This window comes from Kitasatospora sp. NPDC094015 (genome assembly GCF_040304075.1).
In the GTDB taxonomy this organism is placed as follows: domain Bacteria; phylum Actinomycetota; class Actinomycetes; order Streptomycetales; family Streptomycetaceae; genus Kitasatospora.
Genome location: NZ_JBEOUL010000009.1, coordinates 237,598 through 254,905, shown reverse-complemented (window position 1 = coordinate 254,905; position 17,308 = coordinate 237,598). Strand labels below are relative to the sequence as shown.

Below are 17,308 nucleotides of genomic sequence, written 5' to 3'. Positions count from 1 at the left end.
TGACGCGCCTTCACCGCCACCACCGCGATCAGATCACGCAAATGCGGCAGATCCCGCGCCAACACCTCGTACTGATCCCGCACCTCCCGCAGATCACCCTCCCTCACCTGCGGCCACGGCATCCCCGACACCACCGAGAAAAAGGTGTCCACACCCGACGGAACGACGATCGACGAGTACGACACGAGAGAGACCCCTGAACTGATGGACCGTCAGATGAAATGAGACAGAGCTCATTCGTCATGATCCAACTGGCAGGAGTCGACCCGAGGACATCAGCGGTACCCGAAGATGACCACTGGATGGCGGATCGGGATCCGCCCGCGGGCGCGGCCGGGAGGTCAGCCCGGGAGCGGCTCGCCGGGAAGCGGGCGGCCGACCGGGAGGTACCGCACCGGGGGCACCAGGGCGGTAGCAGCCTGGCCCAACTGCGGTGCCTCGAAGGCCTGTTCGGCGAACGAGACCGGCTGGCCCAGCAGCACGGCCAGCCGGCCGGCGAAGCCGCGCAGCCGATCGGCGCCGCCGCGCGGCACCGCCAGTTCGAGCGGCCGGCCGGCCGCTCCGACCGCGCACACCAGTCGTGCCACCGTCTCGGCGCGGACGCCGAGTTCGCGGATCCCGTCGAGGCTCGGCGCACCGCCCAGGCTGAGCCGGAGGTGGCCGGGGGCGATCCCGGTGAACCGCCGGTCCTCCCGCCAGGTGCCGGCGGCGCGCTCCGGCCGGATCCACAGGCCGAGGACCCGCCCGAGCGGGTCGACGGCCGCCTCGCTCAGCGCGGCGTGGGCCGCCACCGGGTCGGGCGGCGGGCCGTCCGCGACCGGGGCCCGCAGGGCGGCGGGGGCGACCCACTCGTCCAGCAGCCGTACCGGTTCGCCGTGCCGGGAGCGCGGGGCGCCGATCCACCGGTGGGGGCGGGCTGTCCGGTCGAGCAGCGACTCGGCCTCCGGCGGCAGGTCGACCCGCTCCAGCAGGCCGTCGCCGTCGCGCCGGCGCAGGTCGGTGACCGAGGCGACCGGCGGGAGCCCGTCGAGGTGCTCCGCCAGGGTGGTGAGCAGGGCGAGCCAGCCGGCGTCGGGGTCGGGCAGCCGCCGGATCACCGGGTCGACGGCGCTGAGGTATAGGTCCCCCTGCCGGGCGATCAGCTGCCAGCGCAGGAAGGTGAGGCAGCGGGCCAGCACGCCGGGCGCCTCGCCGTCCGTGATCGGCGCCGGGGCGCCCGGGCCGCCCGGGATCGGCCGGGCCCAGCTCACCTCGTGCCCGTCGGTCAGGGCGTGCTTGGTGGTGGGCAGCTGCGCGGCGTCCAGGCCGAGCCGGGCCAGCACCTCGTGGTGGATCCGGCCGGAGCGGTGCGGCGCCAGGTACCGCTGGTCCTGCCGGGACCGGTTGACGAAGGGCCGGGCCATCGCGTGCAGCCCGCCGAAGAGTTCCGGCTGGCTGCGGCCGTAGTTGAGGCGGGCGCACTCGGCCCACAGGGCGAGGGCCGGGTGCCGGGCGGGTGCGACGATCACGTCGTTGCCGACGCCGAGGCCCGGGTTCATGGTGAAGCCGGGCCGTGAGCGGGCGGTCCGGTCGAGCAGGTCGGGCAGCGTCTCGGTGGGGGTGAGCGCGCCGGTGAAGAGCATGTCGCCGTCCACGTAGGCGCCGCCGAACCGGCCGACGACGTCCACCCGCAGGTGGTCGCTGGCTGCGCCGTACCCGCGCGGGAGCTGCTTGGCCATCTCCAGGACGAACGGCCGGTGCAGCCGCATCGGGGCGCCGGCGTGGAACACCTCGTGCAGGTCGACCAGGTGGATGCCGTGGGCGCGCGCCCAGTCGACGGTGGAGCGGACCGCCGCCAGCCTGCGGTCCCCGCTGTCGGCGGCCCCGGCCCGTGCCTCGGCGACCAGGCTGCGCGACAGGTCGGTCCAGAGCACGAAGTCCAGCTCGCCCGCGTACCGCAGCGCGGCCCGGCCGTAGTTGTCCCGGAACACGCTCTCCTCGGGCAGCGGACCGCCGAGCCAGATGCCGTGCACCAGGTACGGGATCCGGGTCCGCGCGGGCAGCAGCGGCGCGCCGGAGCCGGCCGGGCGGCCCCAGCGGCGCAGCTCCGGGCTGCGAGGGACGTCGGTGGTGCGGCCGCGGTCGCGGGCGAGGGCGGCGGGGGTGAGCTCCTCGGGCCGGGGCGCGGGGCGGGTCAGGTCGAGGCGGCGCAGCAGGGGGGCGAGGTACTCGGGGGGCAGGGCCGCCGGGTCGGTTCCGGTCAGGAACGGGGGCGGGGCCGGCAGATCGCGCAGCCGGAACGGGTCGGTGCCGTGCCAGGCGGCCAGCGCGGTCTCGAACTGCTCGGTGTCCAGGGCGGGGTGGGTGTGGGCGCGCAGCCAGGCCGCCAGCGCGGCGTCGGCCCGGGGGCGGGGTGCGGCTGCTCCGCCCCCGTCGGGGCGGACGAGCGAGCGGACCCGGTCGGCGAGGTCGGCGGCCCGGGTCACCCGCAGCCGCGCGGCGGCGCGGAGCCGGTCCTCGACGGCGCCCCGCGCGGTGCCGGGGCCGTCGGCCGTCCCGCCGGCCGGCGTGTCCAGCTGCACGGCCAGGGCGGCGGTGGCGGCGTCCAGCTCGTCCTGGTGCAGGCCGAGCGCGGTCACGGCGGCCCGGGCCAGCGCGGCGGTCCGGGCCGCGGACAGCACGGCGCCGTCGCGCAGTTCGGCCAGCGCGGAGCGGTGCCCGCCCGGGGTGGTGAGGGCGGCGGTACGGCGGGCGGTCTCGGCGCGGTACGCCGGTCCGTGCAGCGCGCCGGCGAGGTGCCGCAGCCGGGCCTGGGCGCCGGCCGCGGCAACCGCGTGCTCGGCCAGCGCGGGGTCGAGCCGGCCGGGCGGGAGGGCGTCGATCGCCGTACGGGCCTGTTGGGCGGCCGCCCGGGCGGCGCGGGCGGCGCTGCCCGCGACCAGGATCCGGATGGTGGCGGCGGCGTCGGCGAGCAGCCCGGCGAGGTCGGCCCCGGTCGGGGTGTCCGGCCGTTCCGGGTCGGCGAGTTCGGCGAGTGCGGCGAGCGCGGGCCCGGCGGCCTCCCGGCCCTCCTCGCGGAGCGCGGGGAGGGCGTGCGCGAGGGCCACCGCGCGGGCCGCCTCGAGCGGCGCGCCGGTCACCGGACGCGGTCCGCGCCGCGCCGTCGCGCGGCGGGCGATCGTACGGCGGGCGATCGGTACGTCACCGGCGGCACCAGCGGTGGTGCGGCGGGCGGGCCGGGCAGGCCGCGCAGCAGGTCGCCGGCGAGCTGCACCGGCCGGCCGAGCAGCTCGGCCAGCCGGGTGGCGAAGGCCTCGTCGCGGTCGGCGGCCATGCCGGGGGTGATCAGCCGGACCGGCCGGTCGGCGGCGTCGAGGTCGAGCAGCAGCAGGGCGAGGTCCTCGGGCCGCAGCTCCAGGTCATGGATCCAGTCCTGGTTCGGGGAGCTGCCGAGGGCGACGGCCAGGTGGCCGGGCGGGAGCCCGGTGAAGCGGCCGTCGTGCCGCCAGGAGTCGGCGGTGCGGGGCGATCTGAGCCACAGGCCGAGCGGGCGGCCGAACGGGTCGAGGGCGATCTCGGTGCAGCGGGCCAGGGCGGCGCGGCGGTCCGGCAGCGGCTCCGAGGTGCGCAGCCGGGCCCGTTCGACCTGCTCGTCCAGCAGCCAGACGGGCTGGCCGGCGGCGGCCAGCGGGGCGCCGATCCAGGGGCCGGCCGGGGGGTCGCGGTCGAGCAGTGCCTCGGCCTCCGGCGGGAGGGCGACCCGCTCCGGGCGGCCGTCGTCGTTGCGGCGCAGGTCGGTCACCGAGGCGACGGCGGGGGCGGTGTCCCGGCCCGGCCCGGCGAGCACCCGCAGCAGTGCGGTCCAGGCGGCATCGGGGTCGGGCAGGCCGCGGACCACCGGGTCGACGGCGGACAGGTAGAGGTCGCCGCGGCGGGCGATCAGCTGCCAGCGCAGGAAGGTGACCAGGCCGGACAGCACCCGCAGCACCTCCTCCTCGGTGCGGGCCACCGGTTCGGCCGGTTCGCCGGCGGCCGGCGGGGTCCAGCTCAGCTCGTGGCCGATCCGCAGGGCCGGGCCGGTGGTGGGCAGGTCGAGGTAGGGGATGCCGAGCAGCGCGACGACCTGGTACTGGACGCAGCCGGTGCGGGCGGGGGCGAGGTAGCGGGCGGTCTCGCCGATCCAGCGGCCCGCCATGTGCCGCAGCGAGCCGAAGATCTCGGGCTGGGTGCGGCAGTAGTTCAGCCGGGCGCGCTCGGTCCACAGCCGGATCGCCGGGTGGCCGGCGGGCGCGACGATGGCGTCGTTGTCGACGCCGCCCGGGCGGGGGTTGGCGGTGAAGCCGTGCACCGAGCCGGCGATCCGGTCGAAGAACTCCGGCAGCGGCTCGGCGTCCGGCCCGTCCGCGAAGGCGATGTCGCCGTCGACGTACGCGCCGCCGAACCGCTCCAGGATCTCCACCCGGAGCAGGTCGCCGAAACTGGCGTAGCCGCGCGGCAGTTGCTTGGCCAGTTCGAGGACGGCCTGGCGGTGCAGCCGCATCGGGGCGTCCCGGTGGAACACCTCGTGCAGCTGGACCAGCCGGACGCCGGTGCGCCCGGCCCAGTCGAGCAGCCGCCGGGCGTACGCGAGCGGGTCCCGGCGGCCGGGCGGCGGGGGCGGGGTGGTCCGGGCCGCCTCGAACTGCTCGCGGGGGACGTCCGTCCACAGCACGAACTCCACCCGGCCCGCGTAACGGCGGGCGGCCTCACCGTAGTTGTGCCAGAACAAGCTGCCGGCGGGCAGCGGCTTGCCGACCCAGATCCCGTGCACCACGTGCGGCAGCCGGGTCACCTCGGGCAACTGCGGGGTGCCGGGCTCCGGCGGCTGGCCCCAGAAGCGCAGTTCGGGCGAGCGGCGGACCTCGCTGACGGCGCCCCGGTCGGTCTCCAGGGCCTGCGGGGTCAGTTCGGCGGGGGTGGGCGGGCGGCGGTCGAGGCTGAGCCTTCGCAGCAGCGGGGCGACGTGGCCGGGGTCGATCGCGGCCGGGTCGAGACCGGCCAGGAACGCCGGCGGGGCGGGCAGTTCGCGCCACCCGTACGGGTCCTCGCCGAGCCATTCGACGATCTCGTGCTCGGTGCGCGGGGTGTACAGCCCGGGGGTGGTGTACCGGCGCAGCCACGCGAGCAGGACCGGGTCGGCGGGGGCCGGCGGCGGGCCGACGGGGGCGGGGGCGCCGGCCGGCAGGTACCGCTCCGCGCGCGCGAGCAGCTGCTCGGTGAGCCGGTCGGCGCGTTGCGTACGGCTGCGCCGGGCCGCGGCGAGGCGCCGGCGCAGCCGGGCCCGGGCGGCCGGGTCGGACGGGTCGGACGGGCGGACGGCCCCGCTGCGGGCCGCCTCGGCCGCCAGTTCCTCGGCGGCGCGGTCCAGTTCGGGCCGGCAGGCGTCGAGTTCGGCCAGGGCCGCGCGGGCCAGTGCGGCGCCGGCGGCCCGCGCCGCGGTGCGCCCGTCGACCGGCGGCAGCGGCAGCGGCAGCGGGGGCGGCAATGGCTCCGTCCAGGGGGCCGGGTCGGGCAGTGCCTCGGCCAGGCGGCGCAGCCGGGCGACCGCTCCGGCGGCCGCCACCGCCCGGTCGGCCGCCTCGGGGGCGAGCAGCCCGGCCGGCAGCAGTCCGAGGGCCTCCCGGGCGAGCTTCTCGGCGTGCCGCTGGGCGTCCTCGGGCGCGCCCGAGCCGAGCACCTGGGCGAGCGCCCGGGCGTCCGCGAGCAGCGCGGCGTGCTCGCCCGCCGCGAGCCCGTCGCCCGCGCCGGTGGCGGCCCGGGCCAGCCGGTCGCGGAGCTGCTCGGCAGCCTCCCGGCCCCGCCGCCGCACCCGCGGCAGGGCGTGGGCCAGCGCGAGCGCCCGGACGGCGTCCGGCGCGATGGTCCGGTCCGTCACAGGCTGTCGGCGATCTGGTGCGCGACGTCCTTGGCGTAGTCGAACTGCTTGACCAGGTTGATGCCGTTCTCGCCGGCCTTGTCGACCACTTCCTTGATCTTCGCGAGCAGGTCGCTGAGGTCCTTGGTCGCCTGGTCGACCTGGTCGTGGTACTGCTTGCCGATCTCGTCGTTGCCGCCGACCTTGAGGTTGAGCTCGTTGATCGTCTTGACCTCGGCCTCGATGTTGGTGATCAGCGTCTTGAGCTCACCGAACTCCTCGAACCGCTTCTTGAGGTCCTCGGTGAGCAGCAGGACGTCGACCTTCTGGCCGCTAGCCACCGAACTCCTCCTGCTTGGCCGAGCGCTTGGCGTCGGCGTCGTAGCCGGGCATCATCGCGCGCAGGGGTTCGAGCATCTCGTCGATCTCGCCGCCGCCGCTCATCGAGACCCGGAGCATGTCGCCGATGCCGTCGAAGCCCTTCATCGCCGAGATGACCTTCTCGCCCATCTTCGCCCGCGCCTCGTTGAGCAGGTCGGTCAGCAGGGTGGCGAGCTGGGCGGGGGCCATCTCGCGGTAGCCGGTGGTGTGGAAGGTCATCGAGACCACCTGGCCCTGCGGTCCGACCTTGACGGTCACCAGGCGGTCCTTCGAGGTGACCGACACGGTGGCCTTGGCCAGCTCGTCGCGGGCCTCGGTGGCGCGGGCGTGCTCGGCCCGCATGGTCTCCATGGCCTGCTCGATCTGCTCGCTGAACGAATTGCTCATGCTGCTGCTCCTCTCCTCGGGGCCCGCTGCGGGCCGGTACCGGTCTCGGTGGCCGCGCCGGTCAGCGGCCGATCACGCCGCTGACCGCGGTGGTCTCGGTGCCCCAGACCTCTTCCTCCTCGGCCAGCCAGGTGGTGCGCTGCTTGTCCTTCTCGTTCGGGTTGCCCGCGCCCGCGCCGGCCCCGGCGCCCATCGGCGGCATCATCGGGGTGCCGCCGGTGGTGTTGACCTTGCTGCCGGTCAGTGCCTGGCGCTCGGCCTCGGCCAGCGCCTCCTGCTCCGCCGCGGCGGCGCGTTCGGCGGCGGCCTTGGCCGCGGCCGAGGGGTCGCCGCCGTTGGCCAGCGCCCGGCTGCTCATGCCGTTGGCGCCGGCGTACAGGCTGCTGCCGGAGGGGCCGGTGCCCAGGCCGTACCCGCCGCCGCCCCCGAAGCCGCCGCCGACGAACGGGTCGGAGGAACTGCCGTCGCCGAACAGCGAGTCGCGGGTGGCGTCGTAGGCGTGCCGCTGGTCGGCGAGCAGCTGGGTGGACTCGGAGACCGGGTTGCCGTGCTCGTCGCGCAGGGTGCCGTCCGGGCCGATGGTGTAGCCGCCGTCGACCACGATCGGGTTGCCGTTGCGGTCGAGCACGTCCTTGCCGTCGGGGCCGATCACATGGCCGTTGTCGCCGATGTGCGAGCCGGGCGGCACGGTGAGGTAGCGGCCGGGGGTGTCGGTGCTCGCCCCGTCCGGGACGGTGATCGGGTTGCCGTTCCTGTCGAGCACCGGCTTGCCGTTGGCGTCGAGCACCTGGTGGGTGACCGGGTCGATCCGGCCGCCCGGCGGGACGACGACCGGGTTGCCGCTGGAGTCGAAGAGCGGCTTGCCGTCCTTGTCGTAGACCGGGGTGCCCGAGCCGCCGCCGATCGAGCCGGGGCCGGGCAGACCGCCGAGTCCGCCGCCGCCCGCGCCACCGCCACTGGTCAGGTTGGACAGCGAGTTGCCCATGTTCTGGAACCCGTTGCCGAGCCCGTTGCCGAGCGAACTGAAGTTGTTGCTCAGCGCGTTGAAGCTGTCGTTGAGCCCGCTGCCCATGCCCTTGAAGGCGTCGTTCAGATTGTTGTTGAGGCTGTTGAAGCCCTCGCCGAACGGGTTGTCGGTGGAGTTGTTGCCGAGGCCCTTGTCCGGCCCCGGCGGCGGGCGCAGCCCCACCGCGCCGACGGGCGCCAGCGCGGGGACGGCGTGGCCGTACCCCTGGTCCATGGTGTGCAGGGCGTCGGCCGCGCCCCGGTCCAGGACGTCCTGGACGTTCTTCATCCAGAGGTCCTTGGCGTTGATCTCCACGTGCTTCCAGAAGTCGGCCCCCTTGGGGTCGCCCCAGGGCGTGGTGATCTGGAACTGCGGCATCCCGTCGGCGTCCTCGGTCACCTTGACCTGGACGCCCTCGAAGGAGGCGAGGACGGCGTCGTGCAGCGCGTTCACCGGCCAGACCAGCCGGGTGTTCATGTAGTTCTGCTGGGTGTTGACCATCTGGACGACGGCCGCGCCGAGCGCGGTGCGGGCCTTGGCGATCTCGTCCTTGGCGTTGCGGTTGTGCAGGTCGGCCTCGAACATCTGCAGCTCGGTCGCCAGCATGTTGAGCAGCGCGCGGAACTCGCCGGCGGCGCTGCCCTGCCAGTCGTCCCCGGGCGCGTTGATCGACTGGGCCCACTCCCGGTTCTTGGGCACCCAGAGCTGGAGCAGGTTCTCCACCGACTTGAGCATCTCGACGGCGGCGTCGAAGCTCCAGATGCTCATCTTGTCGTTCTGCTGGCCGCCCCAGGCCAGCGGGTTGAGGATGTTCGGGCCCTGCCGGACGAACTTGCCGAGCTCGGTGGTCTCCGCCTGGAACTCAGGCCAGTTCAGCGTGCAGCCGATCACCTGGGCGTAGACGCCGCCGTTGCTGCTGGGGTAGTTGACCGAGAACCAGACGTCGTACTTGCTGTTCATCGCCCCCGAGTCGACCACCGAGACGTTGTAGACCTGGTTGCCGTAGCCGCCGATCCAGGACTGCCGGTCGTAGTTGGCCACGGCGTTGCGCTTGGTGAAGGCGCCGGTCTGGGTCGAGGCGGCGAATACCGTCAGCGCGTCTTCCCAGTTCGATGTCGCCATCTCGGTGTTCTCCCAAGGTCTTCGGATTCGGTCGGCGGTCCCTGCGGGCCCGGCCCGGGCGGCGCGGCCCGACCCGCAGGGCCGGACGTGCTGGGGCTCAGCGCACGGGGCCTGGTCCGCCGCCGAGCACGTCGTTGATGAGCCACATCAGCTGGGAGGCCTTGAGGGCCTCCTCCTCGCCGTTCTGCAGCAGGATCTGCGCGTTCTCCAGATCGATGATCAGCTTGTTGATCTGGTCCTCGATCTTGAGGAACTGCGTCTCGATCGATCCGCTGTAGTCGGTGAAGGCCTTCTGCAGATCGGCCACGCTGCTGAGGATCGTGCCGCTGCCGGTGAGCAGCATCGAGTACTCGCCCGGCGCCGGCATGGTGTTGGCGGCCGCCTTCTGGAACCGCTGCAGGGCCTTGCGGCCGGCGTCGGTGCGCAGCGACTCCAGGAACGGGCGCAGCTTGTCGTGGGCGAAGTCGCGGAGGTAGCCGTCCGTCACCTTGAGAGTGTCGGAGCCCCCCTCGGAGGTGTCGGGCACCTGAGCTCGCCCCGCCTAGTAGTTGCGCATGAGGTTGCCGCCGTTGGCGTCGGCGTCCCGCAGGAGACCGTGCATCACCTCGAGCGCCGCCGCCGCCCGCGCGATGTCCGTCTTCATCTCCTCGTCCGCCGAGTGCAGCAGCTGCGCGAAGTCGGACGCGCCGACGGCGAGATCACCCTTGAGCTCGTGACCCAGCCCCTGGGTGAGGAACGTGGCGGTCTGCTCCATGGTGTCCTCCATCTGGTGGCTGAGGTCCTTCAGCATGGCGGTCACCTCCTCGATCTGGCCGTGGTGGAGTTCGAGGCCTTCGATTGCCATGGTCAATGCCTTCCTGGTGGTGAGCGGTGGTCGCCGGCCCCGGGGCCGGCCGGCCCGGCGTCGTGCGCCCGGCGGGGATGGTCCGACAAGCCCTAGAGCTGGGAGGCGATGTAGTCGCTGCGGCTGCTGCTGCCGTACATCGAGTTGGCCACCGCCGTGGCGTCCTCGCCGCCGGTCTCGATGCCTGCCTGGGCGTCCTTCAGCTGCTGGTGGAAGGCCGTGTACTTGGCCTGGACCTCCTTGTACTTGCCGATCCAGGCCTCCATGTTGCTCTGGTAGGCCTCGCTGGCGGCGGCCTTGAAGTGGACGTTGACCTCGTCCATCAGGGCGGTGACCCGCTGCTGGGTGTCCACCATGTACTGCTCCTGCTGCTCCACCACCTGCAGGACCTGCCTGACCACGTTCGGATCGTTCTTGATCGTGTCGCCGGCCATCCGCCGTCCCTCCTGAGTGCGGCAGCCGGGCCCCGCCCGGCTGCCTGCGTCCCGGGCCGGAAGCCCCCGACCCGCCATGGTGAACGGGCTCCGCGGGCCCGCCGGTTCATCCCTTGCAGGGGTCCGGGGCGGCGGGCTGGGTGACGATCCCGCCGGCCGCCAGCTGCGCCGGGTCCAGACTCGGACCGGTCGGCAGCAGGGCGAGCAGCGGGCCGGGCACGGCGTCCGGCGCGGCCTTCTCGTACCCGAGCTGCTTGGCCGCGGCGGCCGACGGCAGCGGGTACTTCACGCCCGCGTCGGTCACCAGGTAGAGCGTGGCGCCGAACCCGCCGCCGGTGACCGCGCGCACCAGCGCGCCGCCGCCGGGCCGCACCGAGATCCGGTCGGCGCCGGCGCAGGCGGGTGCGACGCCCGGCTGGGGTGCGGCGCCCTGCCCGGACACGGCGGCGGCGTCCAGCACGCTCACCGCGACCGCCGGGGAGCCGGAGCCGAGCCGCAGCTCGGCGCAGACCGCCCGGCCCGGCCCGGCCGGCACCGGCTGCGGCGGGACGGCCGGCAGGTCGGCGCCGTTCCAGGCGGCGGCGGCCGGACCGGGCGCGCTGTGCGCCGCCAGGTCGGCCGGGCCGACCTGGCCCATGGTCACCGCCTCCTTGCCGTAGGCGGCGTCCTGGGTCCGCGGATCGCCCTGGACCAGGGCGAGGACCGTCCCGGAGACCGGCGCCAGCCCGTCCTGGGTGAGCACGTAGCGGTCGTCCCCCGATCCGGCGAACAGCTGCCCGAGCCGGGTCGGCCGCCCGGCCAGCTGCGGGCCGGCCGTGCCCCGGCCGCGGATCTCGGGCGCCTTGAGCTCGGGCCCGGCGGGCACGCTGTTCAGGAACCCGGCGGTGACCGGCATCGGCTCGACCGCGCCGAACCCGAGCGCCCGCCGGGCGCCGCCGGCCGCGTCCAGCGCGAGCCGCAGCCCGTGCCAGAGCAGGTACGCCGTACCGTCGGGGGCCGCCACCAGCAGGCCCTGGGTGTCCGCGAGCCGGCGCCCGGTGACGCGCTGCCCGATCGACAGCGCCAGCTGCGGGGCGCCGCCCGCCGCGCCCGGGAGCGCGCAGGCCAGCCAGTCGGCGTGGTCCAGCTGCTCCGGGGTGGGCAGGCCGTCCGGGGCGCCGACCAGGCCGACCGGGCCGCCGCGCGGGGCGCCGTCCAGCGAGGCCACGCTGACCTGCTGGAGGGTCAGCTGGTCACCGGCCAGCAGCTTGGCGCTCGCCTGGTTCAGCACCGGGTGCAGCGCCCCGCCGGCGTACAGGTAGCGGGCGCCGGTCTCCTTGACCGCCACCAGGGTGCCCGGCTTCTGCCAGCCGGTCGCCCCGCCCGGCACGATCAGCCCGTAGACGCCGACCACCAGGCCGATCAGCATGGCGAGGGCGAGCCCGATCACCGCGCCGCGCATGGTCCGGCCGATCGGGGTGTCCGGCGCGTCGGGCTCGGCGCGCAGCATCCCCGAGGAGACCCGGCTCATCACGAACAGGTGGGCCTGCACCTGATCGCGTCTGGACTGCATCGGGATCGTCTCCTTCGAGCGGTCGAACGGTGCCGGTGCGCCCGGCCGCCGGGATCAGCCGGCGACGGCGCGCAGGGTCTGGTAGAAGCCGAGCACCTGGAGGGCGAGCGGCAGCAGGGCGAGCGCGACCAGCGAGTGCAGCAGGTCGGCGGCGCGGCCCCAGTACGGCAGCAGCCGGCGGCCCGGCACCGTCCAGGCCACCACCGCGAGCAGCGCGGCCACCCCGAGCAGCCCGGCGGTCAGCACCAGCCGCCCCTCCCAGCTGCTCTGCAGGCCCAGGCGCCCGGTCAGCAGCACCAGCCCGTACAGGCCCGGCAGCATCACCCCGAGCCGCTGCCAGAGGCTGCCGATCTCCCGGGCGTGCAGCAGGAGCAGCACCGACAGGTCGGCGGCCATCGCGGGCAGGCCCCAGCCCGCGCCGCCGGCGATCATGGTCAGGCAGGCCGTGCAGGCCAGGCCGATCGCGATCAGGAAGCCCGTGAGGTAGCCGTCGGCCACCGCGCTGCGGGCCAGCACGTCCTCGGCGGGGAACGGCTCGATCTCCTCCTGGAGCTCCTCCGCGTTGCGCGGCAGCGCCGGCAGCCGCAGGCCCGCCAGCTTGAAGGAGATGCCCGGGACGAACGCGCCGAACAGCACCGCCGCGGCCGCCAGCATCGCCGCCGAGTGCTGCGGCGGCACGTCGAACACCGCCATCGCGCCCGCGCCGCCGCCGAGCACCGCCACCAGCAGCACCGAGAGGAAGAACGGCACCGAGCGGCCCACCACCGCGAGCGCGAGCACGGTGGCCCCCGCCGCGGCCGAACCGCCCGCCACCAGCCGGGCCGAGCCGGTGACCCCGGGCAGCAGCGTCGCCGCGGCGACCGCGTACCCGATCGCGGCCGCACCGAGCGCCGTGCCGGCGGCCGCGTCGCCGACCGAGCGGCACGCCCCGCCGGCGCCGAACAGCAGCAGCACGGCGGCCACCGCGGCGGCCGCGCAGCGCATCTGCGCCGGGCCGGGCAGGGCCAGCAGGGCGATGCCGCCGGCCAGCGCGACCAGCGCCATCGCCAGCGCCAGGTGGTGGGTCATCACCGGCCGCCAGGAGTCGCCGCGCTGCAGCACGCCGCTGCGCACGCCGTCGACCAGGTCGTCGAAGTGCACCGGGGGCAGCGCCGCGACCCGGGGCCGCAGGTGGAGCTCCTCGCCGTCGCGCAGGCCGAGCGCCTCCAGGGTGCGCTCCTCGTCCAGGGGTTCGCCGCCGAGCCGCTGGAGCACCCAGCCGGTGTGCTCGATGCCCGCCTCCTCGACCTCCGCGCCGGCGTAGCCGAGCACGCCGGGCAGCAGGTCGGCGAGCACCACGTCCGAGGGCACGGCCAGTTCGAAGGTGCTGCCGGGTGCGCGGAACCTCAGCCTGCACAGGCCCGTCACGGCTGCACTGCTCACGCCTGTCCCGCCCTCCGCTCGGCCCGGCCACCGGGGCTCCCGCCCGGCACTACGTGCGCCGCCCGGGAAACGGTTCACCGGGTGGGTGAACCCGGCGGGGCCGGCCGTCCGTGCCAGGGGTAGCGGGGCCCGCGTGCCGTCCCGCGAGTGAGGAGAGGTCCGTTGAGCCTGGTCGTGGTCGACCGTCCGCCCCGGCGCCCCGGACCGGAGATGCCGGACGGTGACATCCAGCTCCAGGAGCCGCCGGGCCTGCCCGAGCCGCAGAGCGGGCTGTCCAACATGCTGATGATGGCGCCGATGGCGCTCAGCTCGTTCTCGATGCTGTTCATCTTCATCCACCCCGGCGGCAGCAACGGCGGCCCGCTCACCTACGTGGCGATGGGCATGATGGGCCTGTCCGCGATCGGCATGCTGGTGGTCCAGCTGATCCGCGGCTCCAGCGACCGCAAGCGGCAGCTGCGCGGCGAGCGGCGCGACTACCTGCGCTACCTGTCCCAGATGCGCCGCCAGGTGCGCCGGCACGTGGTCAAGCAGCAGGAGGCGCTGGCCTGGCGGCACCCCGCCCCGGACGCCCTCGGCTCCCTGATCCGCACCTCGCGGCTGTGGGAACGCCGCTCCTCCCACCCGGACTTCGGCGACGTGCGGATCGCGGTCGGCGCGCAACGGCTCGCGGTCAAGCTCGCGCCGCTGGCCACCAAGCCGGTCGAGGACCTGGAGCCGCTGTGCGCGCACGCGCTGCGCCGCTTCATCCACGCCTACGGCACGCTGCCGGACCAGCCGATCGCGGTGCACGTCCGCGGCTACGCCCACGTCCTGCTGCGCGGCGGCGAGGACACCGGCGACGCCCGGGCGCTGGCCCGCGCGATGGTGGCCCAACTGGCCTTCTTCCACGCGCCGGACGAGCTGCGGATCGGTGTGGTCGCCGGCCCCGACCGGCTGGCGGAGTGGGAGTGGCTGAAGTGGCTGCCGCACGCGCTGCACCCGACCGACACCGACGGCGCCGGCCCGGTCCGGCTGGTCGCGGGCTCGCTGGTGGAGCTGGAGCAGCTGCTCGGCGCGGAGTTCGCCGGCCGTCCGCCGTGGGAGCCGGACGCGCAGCCGGGGCGCGACGAGCCGTACACGCTGATCGTGCTGGACGGCGTCCGGCTGCCGGCCACCGGCCGGGCCGCGCTGGCGGGCTACCGCAACGCCACGGTGCTGGACGTGGACGACGCGCTGGAGTGGAAGCACGCCAAGTACACGCTGCGGCTGCGGATCGAGGACGGCGCGCTGGAGATGGTCGGCGCGGACCGCAACCGCAAGGACAGCACCACCGCGCTCGGCCGGCCGGACGCGCTCCCGGCGGCGGCCGCGCAGCGCTTCGCGACCCTGATGGCGCCCTACCGGCTGGGCGACGCGGTGGACTCCGCCGAACCGCTGGCCGGTGACTTCGACCTGGCCGCGCTGCTCGGCATCAACGACCTGCACCGGCACGACGTCCGGCAGTCCTGGGCGCAGCGCCCGCGCGAGCAGCGGCTGCGGGTACCGCTGGGTCTGGGGGCCGACGGCTCGCCGGTCGACCTGGACATCAAGGAGTCGGCGCAGGGCGGCATGGGCCCGCACGGCATGCTGATCGGCGCGACCGGCTCCGGCAAGTCGGAGCTGCTGCGCACGCTGGTGCTGGCGCTGGCGCTCACCCACTCCTCGGAGACGCTGAACTTCGTCCTGGTCGACTTCAAGGGCGGCGCGACCTTCCTCGGCCTGGACCAGCTGCCGCACACCTCGGCGGTGATCACCAACCTGGCCGACGAGGCCTCGCTGGTGGACCGGATGCGTGACGCCCTGCACGGCGAGATGATGCGCCGCCAGGAGCTGCTGCGCTCGGCCGGCAACTACACCTCGCTGCTGGACTACGAGGGCGCGCGGGCCGCCGGGGTGCAGCTGGACCCGATGCCGACGCTGTTCGTGGTGGTCGACGAGTTCTCCGAACTGCTCGCCGCGCACCGCGACTTCATGGAGCTGTTCATCATGATCGGCCGGCTCGGCCGCTCGCTCGGGGTGCACCTGCTGCTCGCCTCGCAGCGCCTGGACGAGGGCCGGATGCACGCCCTGGAGTCCCACCTGTCGTACCGGATCGGCCTGCGGACCTTCTCCGCGATGGAGAGCCGCGGCGTGCTCGGCGTGCCGGACGCCTACCAGCTGCCCTCCCAGCCCGGCAACGGCATCCTGCGCAGCGACATCTCGACGCTGACCAGGTTCAAGGCCGCGTACGTCTCCGGGCCGTACCGGCACAAGCGCTCCTCGCCCGCCCAGCAGGCCGTGGTGGCGGGCCAGATCGTCGCCTACGGCACCGAGTACGTGGCGCCCCGGCAGCTGCCGGCGCCGGCGCAGGAGCCGGAGGAGCAGCCGGAGGAGGAGTCCACCGGCACCCTGCTGGAGCTGGCGGCCGAGCTGCTGGTCGACGCCGGCCCGCCGGCCTACCGGGTGTGGCTGCCGCCGCTGGACGTCCCGCCGACCCTGGACGAGCTGCTGCCCCCGCTGGCCCCGCACCCGGTGTACGGGCTGACCACCGACGGCTGGGCCGGCCGGGGCCGGCTCTCGGTGCCGGTCGGGGTGATCGACCGGCCGTTCCAGCAGATGCGCGACCTGCTCACCGCCGACCTGTCCGGCGCCGGCGGCCACGTCGGCATCGCCGGCGGCCCGCAGAGCGGCAAGAGCAACCTGCTGCGGACCCTGATCACCTCGCTGGCGCTCACCCACACCCCGCGCGAGGTGCAGTTCTACTGCCTCGACTTCGGCGGTGGCACGCTCTCCGCGCTGCGCGACCTGCCGCACATGGGCGGGGTGACCGGCCGGCACGACCCGGAGCGGGTGGGCCGGACGCTGGCGGAGATCAACGCCATCATCGCCCGGCGCGAGCAGAGCTTCGCGCGCCTGGGCATCGACTCGGCCGCCACCTTCCGCCAGCGCCGGGCCGCCGGTGACCTGGGCCTGGCCGACGACCCGCACGGCGACGTGTTCCTGATCGTCGACGGCTGGAACACGCTGCGCCAGGAGTTCCCCGACTTCGTCCCCGCGCTCGGCCTGATCGCCGGCCGCGGCCTCAACTACGGCGTGCACCTGGTGGTCGCCGCCAACCGCTGGGGCGAGATCACCGGCGCGCTGCGCGACCAGCTCGGCACCCGCTTCGAGCTGCGGCTCGGCGACTCGGTGGACTCCACCGTCAACATGCGGGCCGCCGCCACCGTGCCGAAGGTGCCCGGCCGCGGGATCACCGACGAGCAGCTGCACTTCCTCACCGCCCTGCCCAGGATGGACGGCTGCGGCACCACCGACGACCTCGCGGACGGCGTGGCCGACCTGGTGGACGCGCTCGGCGACCACTGGAGCGGCCCGCGCGCGCCGGAGGTCCGGATGCTACCGCTGCGGCTGGACGCGGCCGCGCTGCCGCCCGCCGAGGGCCGGCTGCGGATCCCGCTCGGCCTGGAGGACCGGGAGATCTCGCCGCTGTGGCACGACTTCGAGGAGTCGCCGCACCTGATGGTGGTCGGCGACAGCGAGACCGGCAAGACCAACCTGCTGCGGCTGCTGGTCAAGGGGATCACCTCGGCCTACAGCCCGAGCGAGGCCCGGATCATGCTGATCGACTTCCGCCGCGGCCTGTACGAGCTGGTGCCGGAGGACTACCGGCTCGGCTACGCGGTGGCGGTGGACGTGCTCAAGCAGATCGTGCAGGGCGCGGCCCGGGCGATGGAGGGCCGGGTGCCCAGCGAGGAGATCTCCCCGGCCCGGCTGCGGCTGCGCGACTGGTGGACCGGCCCGGAGCTGTTCGTGATCGTCGACGACTACGACCTGATCACCGCACCGGTCGGCGCGCACCCGTTCGCCCCGCTGCTGGACCACCTCGCGCAGGGCACCGAGCTGGGCCTGCACCTGATCGTGGCGCGCGGGGCCAACGGCATCGGCCGGGCGATGAGCGATCCGCTGCTGCGCCGGCTGATCGACGTCAACACGCACGCGGTGCTGCTGTCCTGCCCGCCCAGCGAGGGGCAGCTGTTCGGCAGCGTCAAACCGCGCCAGCTGCCGCCCGGCCGCGCGCTGCACATCACCCGGCGCCGGACCCTGCAACTGCAGACCGGCCTGGTCGAGGAGCCGGCCGAGCAGGAGTGAACCCGGGGCGGTGCGGTCCGCGTTCCCCTGGTCGGGAGTCGCGGGGAGCCTGCGCGGGTCCTGAGGAACGAGCAGTGGAGGCGGACGCCATGGCCGGCGAGGCGCAGGACGACACCCCCGTGGGGACGGCCGCCCACCC

The 17,308-nt window shown here is 75.0% G+C and carries 12 protein-coding genes; 1 reads left to right on the top strand and 11 read right to left on the bottom strand.

The annotated features are described in order from the left end of the window. From ABT014_RS14865 to eccD, 11 genes are all read right to left on the bottom strand, one after another. Positions 1 to 185, bottom strand: a 185-nt coding sequence (locus tag ABT014_RS14865; protein ID WP_350639126.1) for a hypothetical protein, incomplete at its 3' end; no start/stop codon positions are given. Positions 186 to 341: 156 nt separating this feature from the next. Further along, positions 342 to 3,119, bottom strand: a complete 2,778-nt coding sequence (locus tag ABT014_RS14860; protein WP_350639125.1) for a hypothetical protein — start codon at positions 3,117 to 3,119, stop codon at positions 342 to 344. After that, positions 3,116 to 5,893 carry a hypothetical protein gene (locus ABT014_RS14855; protein WP_350639124.1) on the bottom strand — a complete coding sequence of 926 codons (2,778 nt, stop codon included), beginning with the start codon at positions 5,891 to 5,893 and terminating at the stop codon, positions 3,116 to 3,118. The genes ABT014_RS14860 and ABT014_RS14855 overlap by 4 nt, the downstream gene beginning before the upstream one ends. Further along, positions 5,890 to 6,213 (bottom strand): hypothetical protein, encoded by a 324-nt coding sequence (locus ABT014_RS14850; RefSeq protein ID WP_350639123.1) that lies wholly within the window; start codon positions 6,211 to 6,213, stop codon positions 5,890 to 5,892. The genes ABT014_RS14855 and ABT014_RS14850 overlap by 4 nt, the downstream gene beginning before the upstream one ends. Next, positions 6,206 to 6,640 carry a YbaB/EbfC family nucleoid-associated protein gene (locus ABT014_RS14845; protein ID WP_350639122.1) on the bottom strand — a complete coding sequence of 145 codons (435 nt, stop codon included), beginning with the start codon at positions 6,638 to 6,640 and terminating at the stop codon, positions 6,206 to 6,208. The genes ABT014_RS14850 and ABT014_RS14845 overlap by 8 nt, the downstream gene beginning before the upstream one ends. 61 nt (positions 6,641 to 6,701) lie before the next feature. After that, entirely contained in the window at positions 6,702 to 8,768 is a 2,067-nt protein-coding gene (locus ABT014_RS14840) for a hypothetical protein (RefSeq protein WP_350639121.1), read from the bottom strand. A gap of 97 nt (positions 8,769 to 8,865) precedes the next feature. Next, complete coding sequence (locus ABT014_RS14835) at positions 8,866 to 9,255, bottom strand: hypothetical protein (protein ID WP_350639120.1); 390 nt, start codon at positions 9,253 to 9,255, stop codon at positions 8,866 to 8,868. Positions 9,256 to 9,309: 54 nt separating this feature from the next. Next, on the bottom strand, positions 9,310 to 9,612 hold the full coding sequence (locus ABT014_RS14830) for a hypothetical protein (RefSeq protein WP_350639119.1): 303 nt from the start codon (positions 9,610 to 9,612) through the stop codon (positions 9,310 to 9,312). Between the two features lie 92 nt (positions 9,613 to 9,704). Beyond that, positions 9,705 to 10,046 carry a WXG100 family type VII secretion target gene (locus ABT014_RS14825; protein ID WP_350639118.1) on the bottom strand — a complete coding sequence of 114 codons (342 nt, stop codon included), beginning with the start codon at positions 10,044 to 10,046 and terminating at the stop codon, positions 9,705 to 9,707. A 106-nt stretch (positions 10,047 to 10,152) separates the two neighbouring features. Further along, positions 10,153 to 11,598 (bottom strand): type VII secretion protein EccB, encoded by a 1,446-nt coding sequence (gene eccB / locus ABT014_RS14820; RefSeq protein WP_350639117.1) that lies wholly within the window; start codon positions 11,596 to 11,598, stop codon positions 10,153 to 10,155. A 54-nt stretch (positions 11,599 to 11,652) separates the two neighbouring features. After that, positions 11,653 to 13,020 (bottom strand): type VII secretion integral membrane protein EccD, encoded by a 1,368-nt coding sequence (gene eccD, locus ABT014_RS14815; RefSeq protein ID WP_350639116.1) that lies wholly within the window; start codon positions 13,018 to 13,020, stop codon positions 11,653 to 11,655. A 162-nt stretch (positions 13,021 to 13,182) separates the two neighbouring features. Between eccD and eccCa the strand changes: the two genes are divergently transcribed. Further along, a complete protein-coding gene (gene eccCa / locus ABT014_RS14810) occupies positions 13,183 to 17,169 on the top strand; it encodes a type VII secretion protein EccCa (protein ID WP_502894975.1) in 3,987 nt (1,328 codons plus the stop codon). Positions 17,170 to 17,308 lie beyond the last annotated feature (139 nt).